We start from the raw sequence: 18,921 nt of genomic DNA on the forward strand, positions 1-18,921 counted from the left end.
GTGCGAACTAAGCAAGGCATACCTTGTTTCTATCCGCATTTGATTTTGTGACGGCATCAGGTGGCCATCATGCCTATGACGGACACGTTCAGCGAATTGAGCGCAGCGACAAGCCCCGCGATCCGGAGCAGGTCTACGACTAGGCAGGTTGGATCGAGCTTGGAAATTGCGCGATCGTAGATTGCGATGCACTCGGCGTTCGTGATCCGGGACATATAGACGATGCCGTCGAAATCGGTCGCGTCATAGAGGTGCTGGCTGAATCTGCGTCCCGCCTGTTGCGCCCGGCCGCGCACAGCATCGGTCGGAACGCCGAGCCGGCTCGCGCCGCTGGTGCGAAGATCGAGCAGCTTGAGCGGTCTCAACGCCGCCAGTTTCGCGACCGCCAGTTCGTCGAGATCGGCTTCGAGCAGCACGCGCGCCGTCTTGCCCTGGAAACGATCGCGAATGATCTTCTCGGCAAGCGCGGTGGAAAGATCCTGCGCGGTATAAAGGACGGTGAAGTGATCGGTCGGGCTGGAGAAGCGCGTCTTCCCATAGCCCATGCCGGTCGGCGTGGCGCGATGGCGCGCTTCCATGATCCGCAGATAGCCGGTCACGTCGATCCCGACGGCCAGCTCCCGCAATATCGCGGCGTCGAACCNCACGGATATTCGAAGACCGTCCGGGCCGCGTCAACGACCTCATCCCTGCGATCCTGCTTGAGCAGGTCGATCGGCCGCTTGTTGGCGAGCAGCGGGCTTTGCTGGACCAGCCATAGCCAGGCACGGCGCGGATTGCCGACGGCCTTGAGCACGTCGGCGATGCCCTCGACGGGCCGGCCGTCGACGAACTGCTCGAGCGGAAAGGCGTGCTTGCGCGCGCCCGTGAGCAGCGCCACGACCTGCCCACGCTTCTGCCAGTCATGGAGCGTCGAGCGGGCGATGCCCTGATCGCTCAGCATGCTCGATCCGGCGACCGGCCCCGCCCAATCCTCGAGCGGAACCTTGGTCGCATAAGCGGCCAGCCGGCGCCGGCCTTCCTCGATGTCGATCAGCTCGTCGAAACCGCTGCCCTTGCGGGCCTCGACCTCAGTCGGCTCGGGGATTTCGATCCGGGCAGGTACATCCTCCCGGGCTAGGGCAGCGATCATGTCGGCGACGTCAGCGCTCTTGCTCTTCAGCCGTTTCTGCTGTGCCGGGGGCAGCGCGATGACGACGGCGGCGACGGCGGCGACGATCTGCGCCGTGTTGGCAGCCGCTGACTTGGCAAGGCCGGGCTGGCGCGTGAGCGCTTCATTCACCTCGCTCGCCACCAATCGACGCACGCCGGCGCGGGTATCGGTACCGTGCAACTGGGTCGCCATGGTCATCGCTCCTTCCAGGCTGGATATAGCGATAACCATCCGTTTTGTCCAGAATGTCCGGTATGTCCGATCTTCGGCTCTGCTCTCCTATCGAAGCCTCATGGCTGCGCATCCTCGGTCTGGGGCTCCGCGCGCTTCCCATAGCGGTCCTCGTGTCCGATGCGCTCCGCCTCGGCCATCAGGAAATGCAGGTGCTTGTCGACCTCATTCGGATCGACAACCTCGTTGTTGATATAATGGGACCGCAGGCGGCCCCAGGCGCAGCGCTCGTTGTTCTCATAACAGGCGAGATAGTCCCGATAACGCGCGCGGCAGCCGACCGCGGCGTGATAGTGATCCCAATAGGGACCGGTCAGTTCGTGCAGGGCGACGCTATCCGTCGTGCGCTGTTTCGCCTGATCCCAATCGATCTGGTGGGGCTGGTGTGGCGCAACCGTGGCGACGGCCCGCATGTCCCTGAGCTGGAACAGCACGTCGGATCGCGACAGGCTGGGCTCCCGCTGTTTCACGGCCGGCAGAATGTTGGCGCAGTCCCCGCAGATCAGCAGCTCATCGTGCCGATCGATCCATTCACGATGTTCGTCATCGTCATACCCGTCGACGAGGATGAATTCGTGATGCCAAAGCAGCTTGCCGGACCATTTGCGCTTCGCGTTGTTGGACGTCCGGATGATCTCGGCTTTTGCGCGCCGGCAGGCCGGGCAACGCCAACCGGAATCGACCGAATTCCAAAGGTTCGGGGCACCACCACCATCATGTGCCGCAATCTCTTCCGGTGACGGAATCTTGACCTGTTGCGGTTTTCGCTTGGCCCCGTTGGAAGCAACGCCGGCGCGCGAGACGGATCGCAGCGTGAACGCGTCGAGGTCGCGGGAGATTTCCCCATATTGCTCCCGATCGGACCATCGGATCGCATTATGCAGATAGGCCATCATCCCGAGCGGGCTGGGTGCCCCCGCCAAAGGTAGATTACCGCGCTCCTGCGGCATTTCTCCCTGGGTGATGATATCGAAGAACATATCGATGAACCGGCCGCGCTTGAGGAAATCCTCGCGCTCAGCCTCGAAAATCTGCAAGGCCACCGCCTCATCGACGACATGCTCCGCATTAGGCCGGACCTTGACGAATTGACCAATCTCGCTGGGCCGGAAGCTGAAATCCTTGGGAATCTGCTTCCAGCGATTCTTTACCCTTCCATCGGCCGCGTTGCAGTCGATGCAGACCAGGCTCGGTGCGAAGCGAGCGAAGAGTTTCGAGCCAAGCTTTTCGAAGTGCCGCACTTCGGGCCGGACATGGTTGATCCAGTCCGATGCGGTCCTCGTGCGCAACCGTTCCTTGAGCACGTCTTCCAGATGATCGTGATGGATGTCCAAACGCGCCAGCAGGACACCGTTGCCCGTCAGCCGGAAAAGCTCAGGCTTCTTCCGGCGGCACGCCGGGCATTCCCAGCCCGGCCAGACCGATGCCCAATTCTCATCGAGATCCAGCTTGTCGACGCCGAAAGTACCGAGCGCGGTCCTGGTCTGGGCGCTCCAACGTCCGTCCCTCTCGGGAAAATGCCGTTCGAGCGCCTCATCATCGAAGGAGGCCAGGTCCGGTATCTGGATGGTGACTTCACGCCACCTCCGATCCATCCGCTCACTCCCCGACCATCCGTGCACGACTATCGCGACTTCCAGCCGCGATCAGCCGATCGGACTGAGACTCTGCGGAAAGAGCGTTGGATGATGAAACGCCAGTACCCCGTTATCGCAGTGGATGTCGGAATAACGAAGCCTTTCGACCAGATGCCGCGCCACCTCGCCATCGTAACGTGCCGGCGATACCGATCCGAGGCGGTCAAACCGTCCAGTAGAACGGGCATCGCACCGGAAAGCACGACTTCGAGGTGCAGTGAAGGCGTTTCGTCATCGAATCGGACCATGTACTGCATCAGAACAAAAATGGAACATAGAGTCAACCCGGGCGCTGGCCATCGGCCTGCTCACAAGAAGGCCGCTTGTCGCTTTCCGAGGTTTCGCGAACCGGGTCCAAGGATCGCGTATTGGTCCAAGGTTTTGCGGACTCGATTCGTTAAACCTTGGCCAAGGGATTGCGAGATGGGGAAGCAGATTCAGCGATGGCTTTGTGTTCGGTTTCAGGCCGGTATTTGTGCCACCATCGATCGACCCTGTGGCGCCGGTGGTTGCTCTCATCGACTATCGCCTCGACCGAGGCGCCCTCGCGGCAACGGGCGATGGCCAGCAGCTTTCGATATATCGGTTCGCTCGTGGCGACGGCACCGTGCCGTTGCAGCGTATCGGAGTCCGGATAGCAATCGGTCTGGCAAAGGGGGTCACTTAGCGTTCGCATATAGGCCTGTCTGCGCACGGTCGCGTCAACAGAGAGGATGTTCAATAACCGTGTTCTCTGACGCATCGGCAGACGCATAACGACTTCCGATGCCTGTTCTGTGTCGGGCTTTACCCCAAGGATGACAGACCATCGTTCCGAAGGTTTTCGCAACATCCAGACGAGTATCAGCATCAACTCATAAGCCCGGCTCCCCGACCCTGATTGGGTCGGTGGCAGACCGAGTTCCTGCGCGATCCGGACGAACAGAACGAGCCGACGGCGCCCGTCNCTCGATTGCCATAAGGTCCAGGNGATTTGGGCTACAAGGGCCACCATCGTTGACCACGCGCAAGTTCGCAGACCGGGGAAGCGGGCTTTACCCTCCCGCATCGCTCTCAACATCTTTTCCTGAAGCTCGAGAACCGGCGGGTGGGCGATCGTTAAAGGCGCGTCACAATGACGAGCGCCGCATTTATGGCAGGTTCCCAGAGTGGGCGTATAGTTTACCTCCAGCGTAGGCATGCGCAACGGGGCGTGACATTTCCTGCATCGTTCGATGAGCACTGTCCCATGCACGGGGCACAAGGACGCCCATCCCGTCAGCCAGTCGAGCCGCACCCAAGGCTCTCGATCGTCCACGAGGCATTGCGGACAGGCGACGCAATGTGGGCTGCAGTCCGCTCTCGGCCTGACAAGATCCCGTGACCAACGGCCGACGATGTGACCGGGATTTCTTTGCGATGACAAGCCCTTCCAGTCGAGGAAGGTCATGGCTCGTAAGCGCTTCATGCCAACGCCAGTGCGACGCGAGATCGCCAAGAGCACTTCCGGGCCGGGACGATGCCACCACGCCGGATCGCTGGTGTCTACGCCCAGCATGCGCGCGGTCTGGTGGAGACGAAGGCCGAGGCGGGCAGCGAGGCGATGGCACCAGGAGATCAGGGCCTCTCCCTCCATCGGATCGACCATGATCGGCAACGGCACGACGCGCGGTGGCGGTCGCGTCACCGGCGTCACCTCATAGAGCATGGCGGCTGGCCCTACGGCGTTCGGAGAGCGGGATGAACCGGANGTCGTCGATCAGCCGTGCCGAGATCGCCTCGGTTCCCGNTTTGACTGCCAGCACGGCGGCACGATTGACGATTGCGATCACCTCGCCGAGCACGCCTTCGGCCGCAGTCAGGATCTTGGCCGACAGCGCGGGATCGGTCAGGTTCGAAGGGCGTCGTAGCGGTAGCACCGCTTCCAGCGTCCCGAGCAGGCGGCGATACGCATCGCCTTCGGTCCACAGCGGCAACATGAACGGCTCGAACCGGCTGACGAGCTGGTCGTCACTGTTGATCGCCTGCAACGCTTCGCCGGTGCCGACCCCGACCAGCGGGATACGCAGCTCGTTGCCGAGCCAACGCAGCAGATTGAGTAACTGGCGCTGTCTGGACCTTGAGCCCGAGAGAAGGTTGTGCAGTTCGTCGATCACGAGCATCCGCACGCCGGTCAGCCGCATTGTGCGCACCGCCACGTCCTGCAAAGCGACGGGACGCGCTCGGTTGTCATACGGCATCCCAAGCTCGTCAAGGATGGCGGCGAAGAACCGGCTCTCGTCCGGGGCGGAGGGCATCTGCACCGACAGCACCGGCACGCTTGCCACCCGGTTCTCGCAGTCCGTCGCGTCGATCCGAGGATATGCGCGCCGGAACTTCTCGACGATCATCGTCTTGCCGTTGTTAGTCGGCCCGACCAACAAGAGATTGGGCATGCGCGTGCGCTGCGGGAAGTCGAGCAGTTCCTCCAGCGCCTCGACGGCAGCGTCCGCCCGAGCGTAGCCGATCCACCTGTCCATGCGGATATGCCAGATACGGCTCGCCGCATCCTCGTCGGCCAGCGGCCGAACCGCGGCATGGAGATGCGCGTAACTCCCGGTCACGACCATTCCTCGAACGGATAAATGTCGTCGAGATTGAAGGGCCGGGCCTCGGTCTGATCGTCGGCCTCGGTGCGCAACGCGGCGCGCGCATCATCCATCCGACCGCCATCAACGACCCTCAGCCTGCGCGCCCGCTGGCGTCGCGCTGTCTTGCTCGCCAGCACGGCATCGTCGGCGATCCGCCGCATCGCCGCGATGGTGCGGAAGATCGCCGCCTCATCGACAAGCGCGCGGCCTTCCTCGCGCAACCGCTTGNGCGCCAGGCGGTGCTCCCACAGGCTGATCGGCGGGCGGCCGAGGTCGCGGTAGCTGATGTCGTAATAGTGATTGTTCTCGCCGAGCAGGTAGATGCGGCTGAGATCGCGCGGGTCGTAGCGCACGATCATCGGCTCGGGATGGCCGATCCAGGTCCGCAGCACGTCGGCCCAGTAGTGGATCGAGTGCAGCGAGATGCCGTCGCGCCGGACCCGGCGCATGGCAATCGGNAGGAAGTCGATCAGGAACCGGCGTGGATCGGGCACCATCGTCGGCGCNCCGCGGCCCAGCACCTTGTCATCGCCGGCGATCCCCCTGGTCCACGCCGCCAGCGGCGGCATGCCAANGCCGCGATGCAGGCTGCGGTGATAGACGCCGGCGATGGCATGGGCGAGCCAGCGCTCCACCTCGTCGATGGTCATGGCGGCCGTCTTCTCGGGATTGAGGTCGCCCTTCACGCGGATGTCGGAGAAGGTCGTTCCAGGGAGCAGATGGACCTTGCCCATCATCGTGCCGATCAGCCGCTCTATGTGCCCGCCATAGTGGGGTGTCCGGACGGGCCGATAATCGATGTCGATGCCATATTCCTGGCAGCCGCGCCTGAGCGCCTCCGACCTGAACTCCTTGGCATTGTCGAGGTGCAGCCGCTCGGGGATTCCATAGACCGGCCACTCATCCNCGATGCCCCGCGCCGCCAGCCAGCCTTCCTTCATCAGTGCCGCATGGCTGATGCACAGCGCCACCGAAGTTGCCGACGGCGGCTCCNGCGACAGGTGGAAGCCCGCCACGCATCGCGTCGCCACGTCAATCGCCAGCGTCAGCCAGGGCCGCTGGATCGGCTCCCGCGTCTCGGTGTCCACCACGATCACGTCGACCAGCGTATGGTCGATCTGGATCAGCGACAGCGGGTATTCCGCGACCAGCGNGCCGGTGACGGGACCATAGCGATCGCGCGCAGCCTTGCGGCCACGCCGCTCGGCGAGCNCCTTGGCGGCGGGACGCTTCTCTACCCGGCGAGCGATCGTATTGCGGCCCGGCACCGGAAGGCCGGCCTGATGGCAGCGTTCGTGAACGACCCTCACAAGGTCGGCGATCAGGGGCTGCTGCCGGGTCAAGTNGNAGCTGTCGATTACCTCTTCGATCACAGTATCAACCGCCGGATCGAGCAAGGCTCCCCCCGGCGCAGGCCCTCTCGCACGCGGCAGGAGGCTNGTAAGGCGGGGATCGTCCAGATAGCGACGCAACAGGCTGTAGAGATGGGTCGGCCCATAGCCCAGTTCGCGCGCGGCGACTTCGACCTCGGCGCGGGTCCGGTCGGCCTTGTTGGCGAGCATCCTGACTACCGGCAAGCAACGGCGGGCTTCCGCCCAGGCATCCTCGTCTACGTTCAGCAGGTGCGGCCGTGTCATGGCAGGCCGATCCGTGTCGCCGGCACGATCGGCGCCGACACGTCGATGCGCAGCATACCTTGTGCGATCATGCGCCAGATCACGCCAAGCGCTTCTTCCCGCGCCGCCGGCATCGCGTTCGCCAACTCCTGGAAGGTCGGATCTCGCAACGTCCGCACCATCGCCAGCGTGGTTTTCGCAAGATCAGGATCGAGAGTGGCGCTCCGCAAGGGCAGCAGGCGCTTCGCGGCATCCAGTGCAGGACATCGGACTGTCCGGTCGGTCGCGATCCGGAAGCTTCCACCGCGCTCCCTGATCCAGCGCCGCCCCGCCGCGAACGCCGGCCTGAACCGCTTCCATCCCGCGCGCAGGTCCGCCCGATATTTGACCTCGACCAGTTCCGAGCGGCCGTCGCTCCATTCCAACAGGAAGTCGGGCGTGTATCGTCGCCTATCACCATCATGCTCGAACCGGANCGTGATCGGCTGCGACGTGNTCTTCGCATCGCGATCGGCGAAGCTCGACAGCGTGACGAAGTCGCGTTCGNGCGCGCTCTCGTGCNCCGTCATGCCTGTCGGCACGGCGTTGAAGCCAGTCACATGCGACCGATGGCTGAGCGGAACGCGCCTCAATTTTCCTCCAAAGTTGCATGCGACTCAGTTCGCACAACCTTGGACATTTTCAGGCCGATTCACAAACCTTGGATATTATCGCGGGGAGAAGCCCGCACGAAGACTCATGTTTCGGCTCTCGCCGATTCACGAAACCTTGGAAACTGACACCGCTCGTGTAGGCGGAGAAGATTACCGATCCTATGTTTCAGTCCTGTCTCTCTTCGCTCGCCCATGTCGGAAAAGGGGCTGTGAGGGGACTGGCAGCTTACAGGCGCTCGACGCGGGACAGCTGCCATCCTCGGCCGATCACAGCCCTCGACCACACCCGACCCATCAGCAACTAGCCACTTAAACTCCGATCCCTCGGACCGGATTGGTTGAGAGTGGGCAACAAAGAAAAACCGTCATTGTCACCCGGCTCGCCAATGTCTGCGGGCGAGCCTCGCTCGTGTCCACATAGGTGGCACATGCCGTCATGATCGCCTGCGCCCATGATGTCGGACGTACAGGTAGGGCGCCCGCACCGCTCGCGGGCAATGACGGTTGGCTTCTGGCAAGCGAGGCATTGGATTGCCGTTCCGTCCTCGATTGAAAATGCGGTCGGGGCGTCTAGGCCATAAAGACCTTCTCGCGTCGCGGCGTCCTTGCGGCAGGCATGGCAGAGGTAACGTATTACATTCGGATCGATGCCAAATAACGCTCGAAACCTGGCGGGCGGCATAAACTCCATATCGCCTTCCCACATCCGCAGTACACGGTAGGCGGGATTCCAAAACTTGTCGCCGAACCCCGCCTCGCGATCGTGATACGCGACCCTGAGGCGATCGCTGAGCCACGCGCGATCTGGCCAGAGCTCGACGAACTGATCCATGAGGCCGACAAGCATCTCGACAGGATTGAGGGGCGCCCCAATCTGGCCAAGGTGGGTGTATCGGTTCCGGATCTTCCGCAGCCTGTCGTAGCGCGTAATGAAGGTCGGAGGGAGTGGCTTCGGACACAGTGTGTTGACCGCCTGCCTCAACCGCTGCGCGTCGATCGTCCGAAGATCGAAGAAGTCGAGCGGCTTGGGGTCGGCGCTTAACGGAATGGGATTTTCCAGCAGCAGGAGGTAGGGGCTAACCGCACAGAGCCGGGCTTTGAGCGCGAGTTCGTTTGATTGCTGGATGACCGCGATGATCGCCTGCAGGTCGGTTTGGCAATCCTCCAGATAGGCGTCTGCCTCCTCCTTCCACATATCGGGGATGGGCTTGGCGAATGGCGCGTCCGGGATACGGCTATCCCAATCATTCAGGATAACGCGTAGGCGATCCCATGCGTCGAAGTAGAGGCGTAGTGCCGTTTCCGCGAGAACGTCGTCGCCGAGCAATTCTTCAACGGACTGGAGCCGGTATGCTGCCCGCGCTGTGAGGCGAAGGTATCGGGCGAGCGCATCAAGCGAGAGAGCGTAGACCTCAACTGCTCGCTGTGCGCCGAGCATATTCCCGTCGAAACGATGGAGGGGGTGAGCGAGACCATCGAGGCGGGCGAACGACGAGCGCAAGCGTCCAGTGCCGCCGTCGAGCGTGCCGTCGCGCATGAGGGTTCGCTGCGTCGGCTTGCCGATGCCGCAAGCAAAGCGGTCGATGCGGCGCGCAAGGCGCTGGAGAAAGCGGCGACGGGCACGACCTTTCAGCAACGGCGTGACGCGGAGCTCGCCGTTGCGCGCCTTGAGGGAGCGCTCAAGGAACGCAAGACCGACGGGGCAACCCCAGCGCCCTCCCCCGATCTTGCGCTCGTGCGCGCCGCCACCAAGGAGGCTGAGACAGCCTATGACGAGAGTCGCGGCGACATATTGCAACGGCTGAGCGAGGAAATCCTCTCCTTGGCGCAGCGCCTGGGGGTCAGGATGCTCGAGGCTGTCAAACTCGGATCGAACGCAACGCTGGCCCTGATAAAGGGCGGTGAGAGCACCAGCTTCAGCAAGGTGACCGCAGGCGAACGGCTGCGGCTGCGGCTTGCGACGGCGGTCGCCTTGCTGCGCATCGGCCAAGAGCGCGGCCTCGGGCGCCATCCGGGCTCTTGATCATCGACTCGCCCGGCGCCGAGGAGGTCAGCGATATTGATCTGGCCGCGCTGCTGGGTGAGTTGCAGACGATCGCGAAAGAGACACCGGGCCTTCAGATCCTTGTCGCGAGCGCCAATCCGCCGGCGATCGTCAAACAGCTCGGCATGGACTGGTGTCGGATCGCGGAGAAGGATGCCTATCTGTGGTGATCGCGGATGCGAGCACTGCGGAATGACAGTCATCGAGGCGATATCCAGCTGCCTCGCGCAAGGAGAGGTCGTGACGCTGGAGCACGTCGGCGGCGCCAATCGCCTCGAAGCTGAGCGGGATGCACTTTTGCAAGCCCCCTTTCTCGACGTGCTGGTGACGATGACGATCGCGGCGCCCGTGACCGACCAGATGATACTCGATGCCTTGCTGACCGATGGCTTCGCAGCAGCGCCCTCTCCCACGGTCTTGCGCGATGCGGCCCATCTGCTGATCGAGGCCCCGCACCTGCGGGATCGCCTCGCACGAGCATTGACACCGATCCTCGTTGCCAAGGTCACCGATCGATCCGATCCACGGACCGACCTTATGGCGTCCTATGCCCTCGAAGCACTGTTCCGCCTGACGCTAGCCGACGCCGTGAACCGCCACCGGCTACTCGCGCTTCTCACGGAAATTGACGGGACGCCGAGCGAGCTTTTCGCAGCTCATGCGGCAAAGCTACTCGGCGTAGCTTTCACGCAATGGGGCGGCGACGATCTCATCGAAGCGCTCGAGCGCCTGCTCCCGGCGGCTGAAGCCGAAGCCGCGTTCGAGCTCGGGCTGATCACGCTAGGCGATGGCCTTGAGCAGGCGTCCATGCCCGACATTCTCAGTCGGCTCGAAGCAGCGCAGCTGCGGTTCAGGCAAGCCGCCCGGACCGACGAGGACCGCGCCGACGCCGTCGCCTATGACGCGATCATCGACATGATCCGGGGCTTCTGGAACGAGACAGGTGCGGCCGATCTGCATGCGACGCTCTTCCGGCTAGAGCGGGCCATCGCCGACCGGCAGGCTCTGCTGCAGGTAGGGTCCCTGCCGCCCTGGCTCGCGCCGCGGGCGGATCGCGAGATCGCCTGGGTCCGACTGGCCCGGCGCGCGCGGCGGGCAGTCGACGATCTCTCGCGTCCCAGTTGGCTGAACGCCGCCGCGACGCTCAACACGGTACTGGCGGTCTACGACGCGGAGCGAACCGTGAAGTCCGGCCCCGGCCTGTCGCTGCTTGTGCGGCCGCGCATCGAGGCGGCCTTTGTCCGCGAGCGCGGACTGGCGGAGCATCTTGACCAGTTGCTGTTAGAGCCGGACGTCTTTGGGATAGAGGCTGGGCTTGCGGCGCAACTTCGCGACGGTGTCCAACGACGCAGCGAGGAGACAGAAGCCTCGCGAAAAGCTGAGGAGAACGCTTCGTATCCGCTGCTGACGAGCGTTCTCCATGGCCTCCCGGGGGCCGATCAGCTGCCTCAGATCGCCGCTGCGGCGCTCGAATCCGCTCTTGGCCAGCAAACGGATCAGGCGGAGCGATTCCTCAACCCTGTCATCAATCAGCTCTTTCGCGAGCTCACCGCAGCGGTCACGTCGTGCACGGACTATCACGGGGAGACGAAGGATGGATTTGACGCCTTGCTGGCGCAGATCCTCATGTTCTGCGCGGACCGGCAAGATGCCGGACGCAAGCAGCTCGGCCCGCGAACCGACTATCTGCGGGCGGATGACGCAAAGGAGGGCGACCTCCAGTCTGACTTGAGGCAATTCGTCAAAGGCAACCTCACCACTGCTGAGGTACTGACGGAGGTGGAGGGCATCGCGACAGGCCGCAGCGATATCTATGTCGGGTTCGGGGGCGTGCGATTCATCTCGGAACTCAAGCGCCATTTTGGCGCTGTCGACCGGGAAGTAGCTAAGACCTATTTCGGGCAGGCTGGCGCCTATCAGGCGACCAATGTGCGCCTTGGCTTTCTGGGTATCCTCGAACTTGTGGACCGGCCGGGCCCATCCCCGACAATAGCGGACTGCCTCTGGCATGCGGACTATATTCCGGAAGGCTCCACGCTGGCGCGGCACATCATCGTGTTCCGCGTTCCCGGGATGTTGAGAACGCCATCATCCCTGTGACGGTCCCCTGAGCGTTGCCTTTCAAAGACATTTCACCAAGAGCGTGCCGACAGCAAAGTCCCACTTGCAGTAATCGGGCCGCACGGTCAGCGACACGTAAGCGAACGGCTGCTTTCAGGATCGCGAGAAATGGCGCTGAATGGCCGACATTGAGGCGCAAACCGGTCAGCAAAACGTCACATTGTTGGTCTGGGGAGGGCACGATGCGACAGACCTCATGTCCCCCGAGGCATATTTTGCAATTGTTGGTAGATCGTGATGAACGTTTGCGACGGCTGATGAAAGCCGCATGGGGCCAACCAAAATCCCATAACTATCTGATAAGGTTACGAGGATCGCAGAATAGTTAACCCGCAAGCACATCTCTATGCTCGTCCGAGCCAGTCACAAAATCAAAAACCTCGTGTCCCGAAACCCGCTTTCCCAGCAATCACCCAGCAATCATCGTGAGCGAATTCGACGCCTAAACGCGGAATCTTCGTAAAAGAAAAGTGAGGTTATAGAGTATGTTAGGGTACTACAGGCGACGATAGCGAAAGTACCAGACCTCGTGGCCGATGCGGCGGGCCTTGGCCTCGTAGCGGGTTTCGGGCCAGTCGGCGGGGCGTTCCAGGAAATCGCGGGGGGTTTCGGCCTGCCAGACGAAATCGGGGCTCTGGCCCATCACCATCATGCCCCAGCGGCAATAGACGGGATGATCGGTGCCGAAGCGGAATTCGCCGCCCGGCTTCATCTTGCGGGCGATCAGCGCGATCGGGCCGGAGTTCATGAAACGGCGCTTGGCATGGCGGGCCTTGGGCCAGGGATCGGGATGGAGCAGCCAGGCGCGCGTCAGCGAGGCATCGGGCAGGCGTTCCAGCACGTCCAGCGCATCGCCCATGTGGATGCGCACATTCTCCAGCCCCTCGCGCTCGACATGGCCGAGCGCGCCGACCACGCCGTTCAGGAAGGGCTCGCAGCCGATGAAGCCATGATCGGGCCGCATCGCCGCCTGCGCGGCCAGATGCTCGCCGGCGCCGAAGCCGATCTCCAGCTCCAGCGGGCGCCCCTGCCCCGCCGGATCGCCGAACAGCGTCGCGGCATCGACCGGCCCGGCTTCCGGCACCGCGACGCGCGGCAGCAGATCCTCGACAAGGGCGGCCTGGCCCTGGCGCAGCTTGTGCCCCTGGCGGCGGCCATAGAGGCGGCGGATGGTGGATGGGTCGTTCATGCGCCCGCCCTCTACCGGGGAGGGCGGCAAGACGCCAGCTTCCGCGTGGCGTCGCGCCGGAACCTCGCCCGACCAGCGAGGTTCCGGCCTTTCGGGGTCAGGCCAGGGCGGCCTTGAGCTGATCGACCAGATCGGTCTTTTCCCAGGTGAACAGATCGCCTTCCGGCTTGCGGCCGAAATGGCCGTAGGCGGCGGTCGGCTGGTAGATCGGCTTGTTCAGCTTCAGGTGCGTGCGGATGCCCTTGGGGGTCAGGCGCACCAGCGTGGGCAGCACCTCCTCGATCCGGGCCTCGTCCACCGTGCCGGTGCCGTGCGTGTCGACATAGAGGGACAGCGGCTCGGCCACGCCGATCGCGTAGGAAAGCTGGATGGTGCAGCGCTTGGCGAGGCCCGCGGCCACCACGTTCTTGGCGAGGTAGCGGGCGACATAGGCGGCCGAGCGATCCACCTTGGTCGGGTCCTTGCCGCTGAACGCGCCGCCGCCATGGGGCGCCGCGCCGCCATAGGTGTCGACGATGATCTTGCGGCCGGTGAGGCCGGCGTCGCCGTCCGGGCCGCCGATCTCGAACAGGCCGGTCGGGTTCACGTAGATGGCGTCGTCGCCCGGCATCCAGCCATCGGGCAGCACATCCTTGAACACGCCCTTCACATAATCGCGCAGCTTCGCCTGGCCGGCATCGTTGCTGAGCGCCGGCGAATGCTGGGTGGAGACCACCAGCGCGGTGGCGCGCACGGGCTTTCCGCCTTCATATTTCAGCGTCACCTGGCTCTTGGCGTCGGGCTCGAGGAAATCGACCACGTTGTTGTGGCGATCATGCGCCAGCCGTTCCAGGATGCGGTGCGAGTAATAGAGGGTCGCCGGCAGCAGATCGGGCGTCTCGTCCGTCGCATAGCCGAACATGATGCCCTGATCGCCCGCGCCCTCATCCTTGTTGCCGGCTTCGTCCACGCCCATGGCGATATGGGCGGACTGGCCGTGCAGATGGCAGGCGAAATCGGCATATTGCCAGTGGAAGCCATGCTGTTCGTAGCCGATGCGCTTCACGGTGGCGCGCACCGCCTCCTCGATCTCCGCCTGGCTCGGCGTCACGTCCTCGCGGCAGCGGACCTCGCCCGCCAGCACGATGCGCTGGGTCGTCACCATCGTTTCGCAGGCGACACGGGCTTCCGGATCGCGCGAAAGGAACAGATCGACCACCGCGTCCGAAATCTGGTCCGCCACCTTGTCGGGATGGCCTTCGGAAACCGACTCGGACGTGAAGAGATAGTCGCTGCGCATCGAACACATGCCCTTTCGGAGTTTCCCGGCCCGCGGTCGCAAGCCAGATATAAAGGATTCCTTATGTCTCTTAGCGCGCGATGCGGCGGTGCGCAATCGCCAGCGCCACCAGCAGCCCCGCGAACAGGATGGGCAGGATATTGCCGTATCGGGCGAAGGGCGTGGGCGGCAGGGCGGCCGGCAGCCGCCCGGTGATCGCGCCCGCCGTGCGCCACGGCAGGCTGGCGGCGAGGTTGCCGCGCGCATCGATGATGGCGGAGATGCCGGTGGGCGTCGCGCGGATGACGGGCAGCCCTTCCTCGATCGCGCGGAGCCGCGCCTGCGCCAGATGCTGCGGCGGGCCGGACGGGCCGAACCAGGCATCGTTGGAGGGGTTGAAGATGAAATCGGGCCGGTGCGCGGAATCGACGACCTGGCCGGAGAAGATCATCTCGTAGCAGATCTGCACGCCGACCTTGCCGAAGCCCGGCAGGCCGAGGCTCCTCGGCCCCGGCCCCGGCCAGAAATCGAGATCGCCGGGCGCCAGCCGCGACAGGCCGATCGCCGACAATATCGGCCGCATCGGCAGATATTCGCCATAGGGCACCAGATGCGCCTTGTCGTAGCGGGCGAGGATGCGGCCGCGCGCGTCGATCGCGAACAGGCTGTTGCGCGCGCCGGCGGCGAAATTGTCCTTGCCCCATTCGATCGCGGTGCCGCCGGTCAGCATGATATCCCTGGGGCCGAGCAGGCGGGCAATGCGCGCACGGGCGCGGATATCCTCGGGCCGGCTTTCCTCCAGATATTCGGGCACGGCCGCCTCGGGCCAGAGGAGCAGGCGCGGTTCCGGGCCGGGCGTGCCGGACAGGCTCGCCAGACGGGCGAAATTGCGGTCCTCGAAGCCCTGGCGCCACTTGTCCTGCTGGCCGATATCGGGCTGGACGATGCGGACGGCATGGCCGCTGGCCGGCACCGGCGCGCCTTCGGCCAGCAGCAGCGCGACGCCGATCGCGATCGGCCCCGCCGCCAGCGCCGCGCCCGCCTTCCAGCGGCGCTCGCCCAGCAGCATCAGGCCGCCCGCGACGAGGATCGCCACGCCCGAAAGGCCGTAGGTGCCGATGAAGGGCGCCAGCCGGGCGACACCCAGCGCATCCAGCCAGATCACCCCCAGCGGGTTCCAGGCGAAGCCGGTGAACAGCGTCGCCCGCAGCCATTCGGCGAATATCCAGGCGGCGGCGAGGATCAGCGGATAGGCATCGCCGCGCCCTCGCCCGCCCGCCCAGCCAAGCCCCGCCGCCAGCGCGGGAAACAGAGCGAGATAGAGCGCGAGCAGCGTGACCGCGATCCACCCCAGCCAGGCCGGCATCGCATCCTGATAATGGAAGGCGGTGGCGATCCAGTCATTGCCGATGACGAAATGGCCGAGGCCGAACCACCAGCCCACCGCCAGCGCCGCGCGCAGGCCCGGCGCGGCCCGCACCAGCGCCATCCACAAGGCGACGGCGGCCAACGTCACCGGCCACAGCCCCAGCGGCGCGAAGCCCGTGGCCGAAACCCCGCCCAGCGCCAGCGCCGCCAGCCAGCGGGGCCAGCGGGCGCGGCCGATTATCCGATCCATCCTCATGCGCGGAGCGACCGGCCTTCGTAGCGCTCGAACAGCGCCACATAATCGTCGGGCAGCGGGCTGGGCGCCCGATCCGCGCCGATATGCACCTGCACCGTCTCGCCCAGCGCGCGCAGGTCCTCGCCCTTGCCATGGCCGTGAAATTCGAAGGCGAAGGTCAGCGAGGTCCGCCCCGCGCGCACCAACCGCACGCACAGGTCCACCACCTCCTCCAGCCGGATCGACGCCTTGTAGTCGATCGTGGTGCGCGCGATCACGAACTGGGCCAGACCCTCCGCCCCGCCCGGATCGGGCACGCCGGCGGCGCGCAGATATTCGGTCATCGCGATATCCAGATAATCCAGGTAGCGCGCGTTGAAGACCACCGCCTGGGCGTCGATCTCCGAATAACGGACGCGCTTGGGGTAGGAGAATCGGAAATCGGATCGCGCCATCATGTGCCTCCGGCTGGGATGCGGAAGGGGGCTAGAGCATTTTCGGGCCGGGTGGAATCACCGGCGGCCGGAAAAGCGCCGCAAGCCCCCTCCCCCCGCTTTCGCGCCGGCAGGGCGCGGCGCGGCGGCCACACTCGTCCGCCTATCGTGATCCGCGCCGGCCGGCCATTGGCCTTTGCCCGCCGAACGACTAAAGGCGCGCTCCATGCAAACCAGCGATCTTCGCATCGCCCTGTTCACGGGCAACTATAATTATGTCCGCGACGGGGCCAATCAGGCGCTCAACCGGCTGGTGGGCTATCTTCTGGGCCAGGGGGCCGCGGTGCGCATCTATTCGCCGCGCACCGACACCCCGGCCTTCCCGTCGGTGGGCAAGGTGGTCGGCGTGCCGGCCATCCCGCTGCCCGGCCGCGCGGAATATCGCGCGCCGATCATGATCCCGCCGTCCGTGAAGCGCGACATCCGCGATTTCCGGCCCAACCTGTTCCATGTCGCCAGCCCCGAGATCCTCGGCCACCGCGCCGTGACGCTGGCGCGCAGGCGGGGGCTGCCGGTGGTGGCATCGGTGCACACCCGGTTCGAAACCTATCCGCGCTATTACGGCCTCACCTTCATGGAACCGGTGGTCGAAGCCGCGCTGCGCCGTTTCTACCGCCGCTGCGACGCGATCTTCGCGCCATCCGAATCGATGGCGCAACTGCTGCGCGACCAGCGGATGAACTATGATGTCGGCATATGGTCGCGCGGGGTGGAGCGCGACATCTTCTCGCCCGACGTCCGCGATACCGCCTGGCGCCGATCGCTGGGCATCGCCGACGACGAACCCGTGATCGGCTTCGTCGGCCGGCTGGTGATGGAAAAGGGGTTGGACGTCTTTTCCGATGCGATCGACACGCTGGAACAGCGCGGCGTGCGCCATCGCGTGCTGGTGATCGGCGAAGGCCCGGCGCGCGAATGGTTCGAACGGCGCCTGCCGCAGGCGGTGTTCGTCGGCTTCCAGAAGGGCGCCGACCTCGGCCGCGCGGTGGCATCGTGCGACATGCTGTTCAACCCGTCCGTCACCGAGACCTTCGGCAACGTCACGCTGGAGGCGATGGCCGCCGGCCTGCCGGTCGTCGCCGCCATCGCCACCGGCAGCCAGAGCCTGGTGGAGGACGGCGTGACCGGCCGCCTCGTCCGCCCCGGCGCGATCGCCGCCTTCGCCGATGCGCTCCAGCATTATTGCACCGATGCCGCCGCCCGCGCGGCCGCCGGGGCCGCCGGGCGCGGCGCCAGCGAACGTTATGGCTGGGATGCGGTGAACCAGCATCTGGTGGACGCCTATCTGCGCGTCATCCGCCAGCGCGCCGAACGGCACCGCCCCCCCACCCAGCGCCCGCGCTGAGCGGCGGCGGCAGGCGGCAGGCGGCGGCGCAATGGAGATCAGGCGGGACGATCCGACGGCGCCGCACGTCGCGGACCTGCTGGCGCACCATCTTCGGGAATTGCGCGGGGTGATGGCCGAACATGCCTTCGCGCTGGATGCGACCGGCCTGTCGGCGCCGGACGTCACCTTCTGGACCGCCTGGCGGGGCGACGCGCTGGCCGGCTTCGCGGCACTGAAGCAGCTTGACGCCGCCCATGGCGAGGTGAAGTCGATGCGCGCCGCGCCTGCCGCGCGCGGCACCGGCGTCGGCCGCGCGATGCTGAACCATATCATCGCCGAGGCGCGCGCACGCGGCTATGCCCGGCTCAGCCTGGAAACCGGGACGGCGCCCCTGCACGCCCCCGCCGTCGCGCTCTACCGCAGCGCCGGTTTCGTTTCCTGCGAGGCCTTCGCCGATTACCGGCCGAGCCCGCACAACCAGTTCCTGAAGCTCGAATTCCCGGCCTAAGCGGCGCGGACAGATTCGGATCACGGCCGCTGTTGGAGTTTTCGATCCAATTGCTGTCTGTCGGGACTCGCCGACATTGTAGACGAGCGATTTTGCCGCGATCGCCGGTCGCGGCCTGCGCGGAGCCGCCACGCGTCTAGCGTGCAGAAACTCGTTCAATCTGCCCCCGGTTATAATAAACGCGGAAGGACTGTCGGCATCCACGGCACTGGAAGCCGCCGCTGCCCGTTGAAGAGGCCGCCCCAACGGTAAAGCCCGCCTGATAAGTTGCTGTCGACGAGCAATGGGGGCAGGTAACAGTAATCTTACTGGCCATGATCAGTCATCTCCTGACCTCTTTATATCGTCCTGTGCGGCGGTGCCGTAGTGCGGTTCAGAAAAAGTTTCGTCGTGGCCCTGCCAGGCAACCACTTTCCCGACCGTCAGCTTTCCGAGACCGGACAAGCCGATATTGGCCATCGGCGTAAAATTCTTGCCT

Annotated in this window: 17 protein-coding genes; 4 read left to right on the forward strand and 13 right to left on the reverse strand. The window is 64.8% G+C overall.

Features of this window, described 5'->3' with window-relative positions:
• Window positions 1–56: 56 nt before the first annotated feature.
• The 8 genes from BHE75_RS15320 to BHE75_RS15350 all read right to left on the reverse strand — a co-directional run bounded on the left by BHE75_RS15320 (window position 57) and on the right by BHE75_RS15350 (window position 9,910).
• The gene (locus tag BHE75_RS15320; protein WP_438830627.1) at window positions 57–578 is read right to left on the reverse strand and encodes an RES family NAD+ phosphorylase; all 522 of its coding nucleotides are present in this window, start codon (window positions 576–578) and stop codon (window positions 57–59) included.
• A gap of 17 nt (window positions 579–595) precedes the next feature.
• A complete protein-coding gene (locus tag BHE75_RS25365; protein ID WP_084653248.1) occupies window positions 596–1,384 on the reverse strand; it encodes an antitoxin Xre/MbcA/ParS-like domain-containing protein in 789 nt (262 codons plus the stop codon).
• Window positions 1,385–1,443: 59 nt separating this feature from the next.
• Complete coding sequence (locus tag BHE75_RS15330; RefSeq protein ID WP_070934379.1) at window positions 1,444–2,979, reverse strand: hypothetical protein; 1,536 nt, start codon at window positions 2,977–2,979, stop codon at window positions 1,444–1,446.
• A 439-nt stretch (window positions 2,980–3,418) separates the two neighbouring features.
• Window positions 3,419–4,708: a TniQ family protein gene (locus BHE75_RS23370; RefSeq protein WP_084652988.1), complete on the reverse strand. Its 1,290-nt coding sequence runs from the start codon at window positions 4,706–4,708 to the stop codon at window positions 3,419–3,421.
• Entirely contained in the window at window positions 4,698–5,609 is a 912-nt protein-coding gene (locus BHE75_RS15335; protein ID WP_070934380.1) for a TniB family NTP-binding protein, read from the reverse strand. The genes BHE75_RS23370 and BHE75_RS15335 overlap by 11 nt, the downstream gene beginning before the upstream one ends.
• Entirely contained in the window at window positions 5,600–7,267 is a 1,668-nt protein-coding gene (locus BHE75_RS15340) for a Mu transposase C-terminal domain-containing protein (RefSeq protein WP_070934381.1), read from the reverse strand. Before BHE75_RS15340 ends, BHE75_RS15335 begins: the two co-directional genes overlap by 10 nt.
• Entirely contained in the window at window positions 7,264–7,815 is a 552-nt protein-coding gene (locus BHE75_RS15345; protein ID WP_084653465.1) for a TnsA endonuclease N-terminal domain-containing protein, read from the reverse strand. Before BHE75_RS15345 ends, BHE75_RS15340 begins: the two co-directional genes overlap by 4 nt.
• A 385-nt stretch (window positions 7,816–8,200) precedes the next feature.
• A complete protein-coding gene (locus BHE75_RS15350) occupies window positions 8,201–9,910 on the reverse strand; it encodes a hypothetical protein (protein ID WP_139181739.1) in 1,710 nt (569 codons plus the stop codon).
• Between the two features lie 8 nt (window positions 9,911–9,918).
• Here BHE75_RS15350 and BHE75_RS15360 point away from each other — a divergent pair, with 8 nt between their 5' ends.
• Window positions 9,919–10,113, forward strand: a complete 195-nt coding sequence (locus BHE75_RS15360; protein WP_070934384.1) for a hypothetical protein — start codon at window positions 9,919–9,921, stop codon at window positions 10,111–10,113.
• 22 nt (window positions 10,114–10,135) lie between these two features.
• Window positions 10,136–12,043, forward strand: coding sequence for a hypothetical protein (locus BHE75_RS15365; protein ID WP_084653250.1), 1,908 nt, complete (start codon window positions 10,136–10,138; stop codon window positions 12,041–12,043).
• 517 nt (window positions 12,044–12,560) lie between these two features.
• On the opposite strand, the gene trmB is transcribed toward BHE75_RS15365, so the two are convergent.
• The 4 genes from trmB to BHE75_RS15385 all read right to left on the reverse strand — a co-directional run bounded on the left by trmB (window position 12,561) and on the right by BHE75_RS15385 (window position 16,569).
• Window positions 12,561–13,253, reverse strand: a complete 693-nt coding sequence (trmB, locus tag BHE75_RS15370) for a tRNA (guanine(46)-N(7))-methyltransferase TrmB (RefSeq protein ID WP_070934385.1) — start codon at window positions 13,251–13,253, stop codon at window positions 12,561–12,563.
• 97 nt (window positions 13,254–13,350) lie between these two features.
• Complete coding sequence (gene metK / locus BHE75_RS15375) at window positions 13,351–14,532, reverse strand: methionine adenosyltransferase (protein WP_015457654.1); 1,182 nt, start codon at window positions 14,530–14,532, stop codon at window positions 13,351–13,353.
• A 70-nt stretch (window positions 14,533–14,602) separates the two neighbouring features.
• The gene (lnt, locus tag BHE75_RS15380) at window positions 14,603–16,129 is read right to left on the reverse strand and encodes an apolipoprotein N-acyltransferase (RefSeq protein ID WP_070934386.1); all 1,527 of its coding nucleotides are present in this window, start codon (window positions 16,127–16,129) and stop codon (window positions 14,603–14,605) included.
• A gap of 2 nt (window positions 16,130–16,131) precedes the next feature.
• The gene (locus BHE75_RS15385) at window positions 16,132–16,569 is read right to left on the reverse strand and encodes an acyl-CoA thioesterase (protein ID WP_041865152.1); all 438 of its coding nucleotides are present in this window, start codon (window positions 16,567–16,569) and stop codon (window positions 16,132–16,134) included.
• Window positions 16,570–16,774: 205 nt separating this feature from the next.
• Here BHE75_RS15385 and BHE75_RS15390 point away from each other — a divergent pair, with 205 nt between their 5' ends.
• Both BHE75_RS15390 and BHE75_RS15395 read left to right on the forward strand, forming a co-directional pair.
• Window positions 16,775–17,953 carry a glycosyltransferase family 4 protein gene (locus tag BHE75_RS15390; RefSeq protein WP_015457657.1) on the forward strand — a complete coding sequence of 393 codons (1,179 nt, stop codon included), beginning with the start codon at window positions 16,775–16,777 and terminating at the stop codon, window positions 17,951–17,953.
• A gap of 31 nt (window positions 17,954–17,984) precedes the next feature.
• A complete protein-coding gene (locus tag BHE75_RS15395; protein ID WP_070934387.1) occupies window positions 17,985–18,443 on the forward strand; it encodes a GNAT family N-acetyltransferase in 459 nt (152 codons plus the stop codon).
• A 318-nt stretch (window positions 18,444–18,761) separates the two neighbouring features.
• Here BHE75_RS15395 and BHE75_RS24550 read toward each other — a convergent pair whose 3' ends face one another.
• A complete protein-coding gene (locus BHE75_RS24550) occupies window positions 18,762–18,902 on the reverse strand; it encodes a hypothetical protein (RefSeq protein WP_191225207.1) in 141 nt (46 codons plus the stop codon).
• Window positions 18,903–18,921: the final 19 nt, after the last annotated feature.

It is taken from the genome of Edaphosphingomonas haloaromaticamans (genome assembly GCF_001853345.1).
In the GTDB taxonomy this organism is placed as follows: Bacteria; Pseudomonadota; Alphaproteobacteria; order Sphingomonadales; family Sphingomonadaceae; genus Sphingomonas_E; species Sphingomonas_E fennica.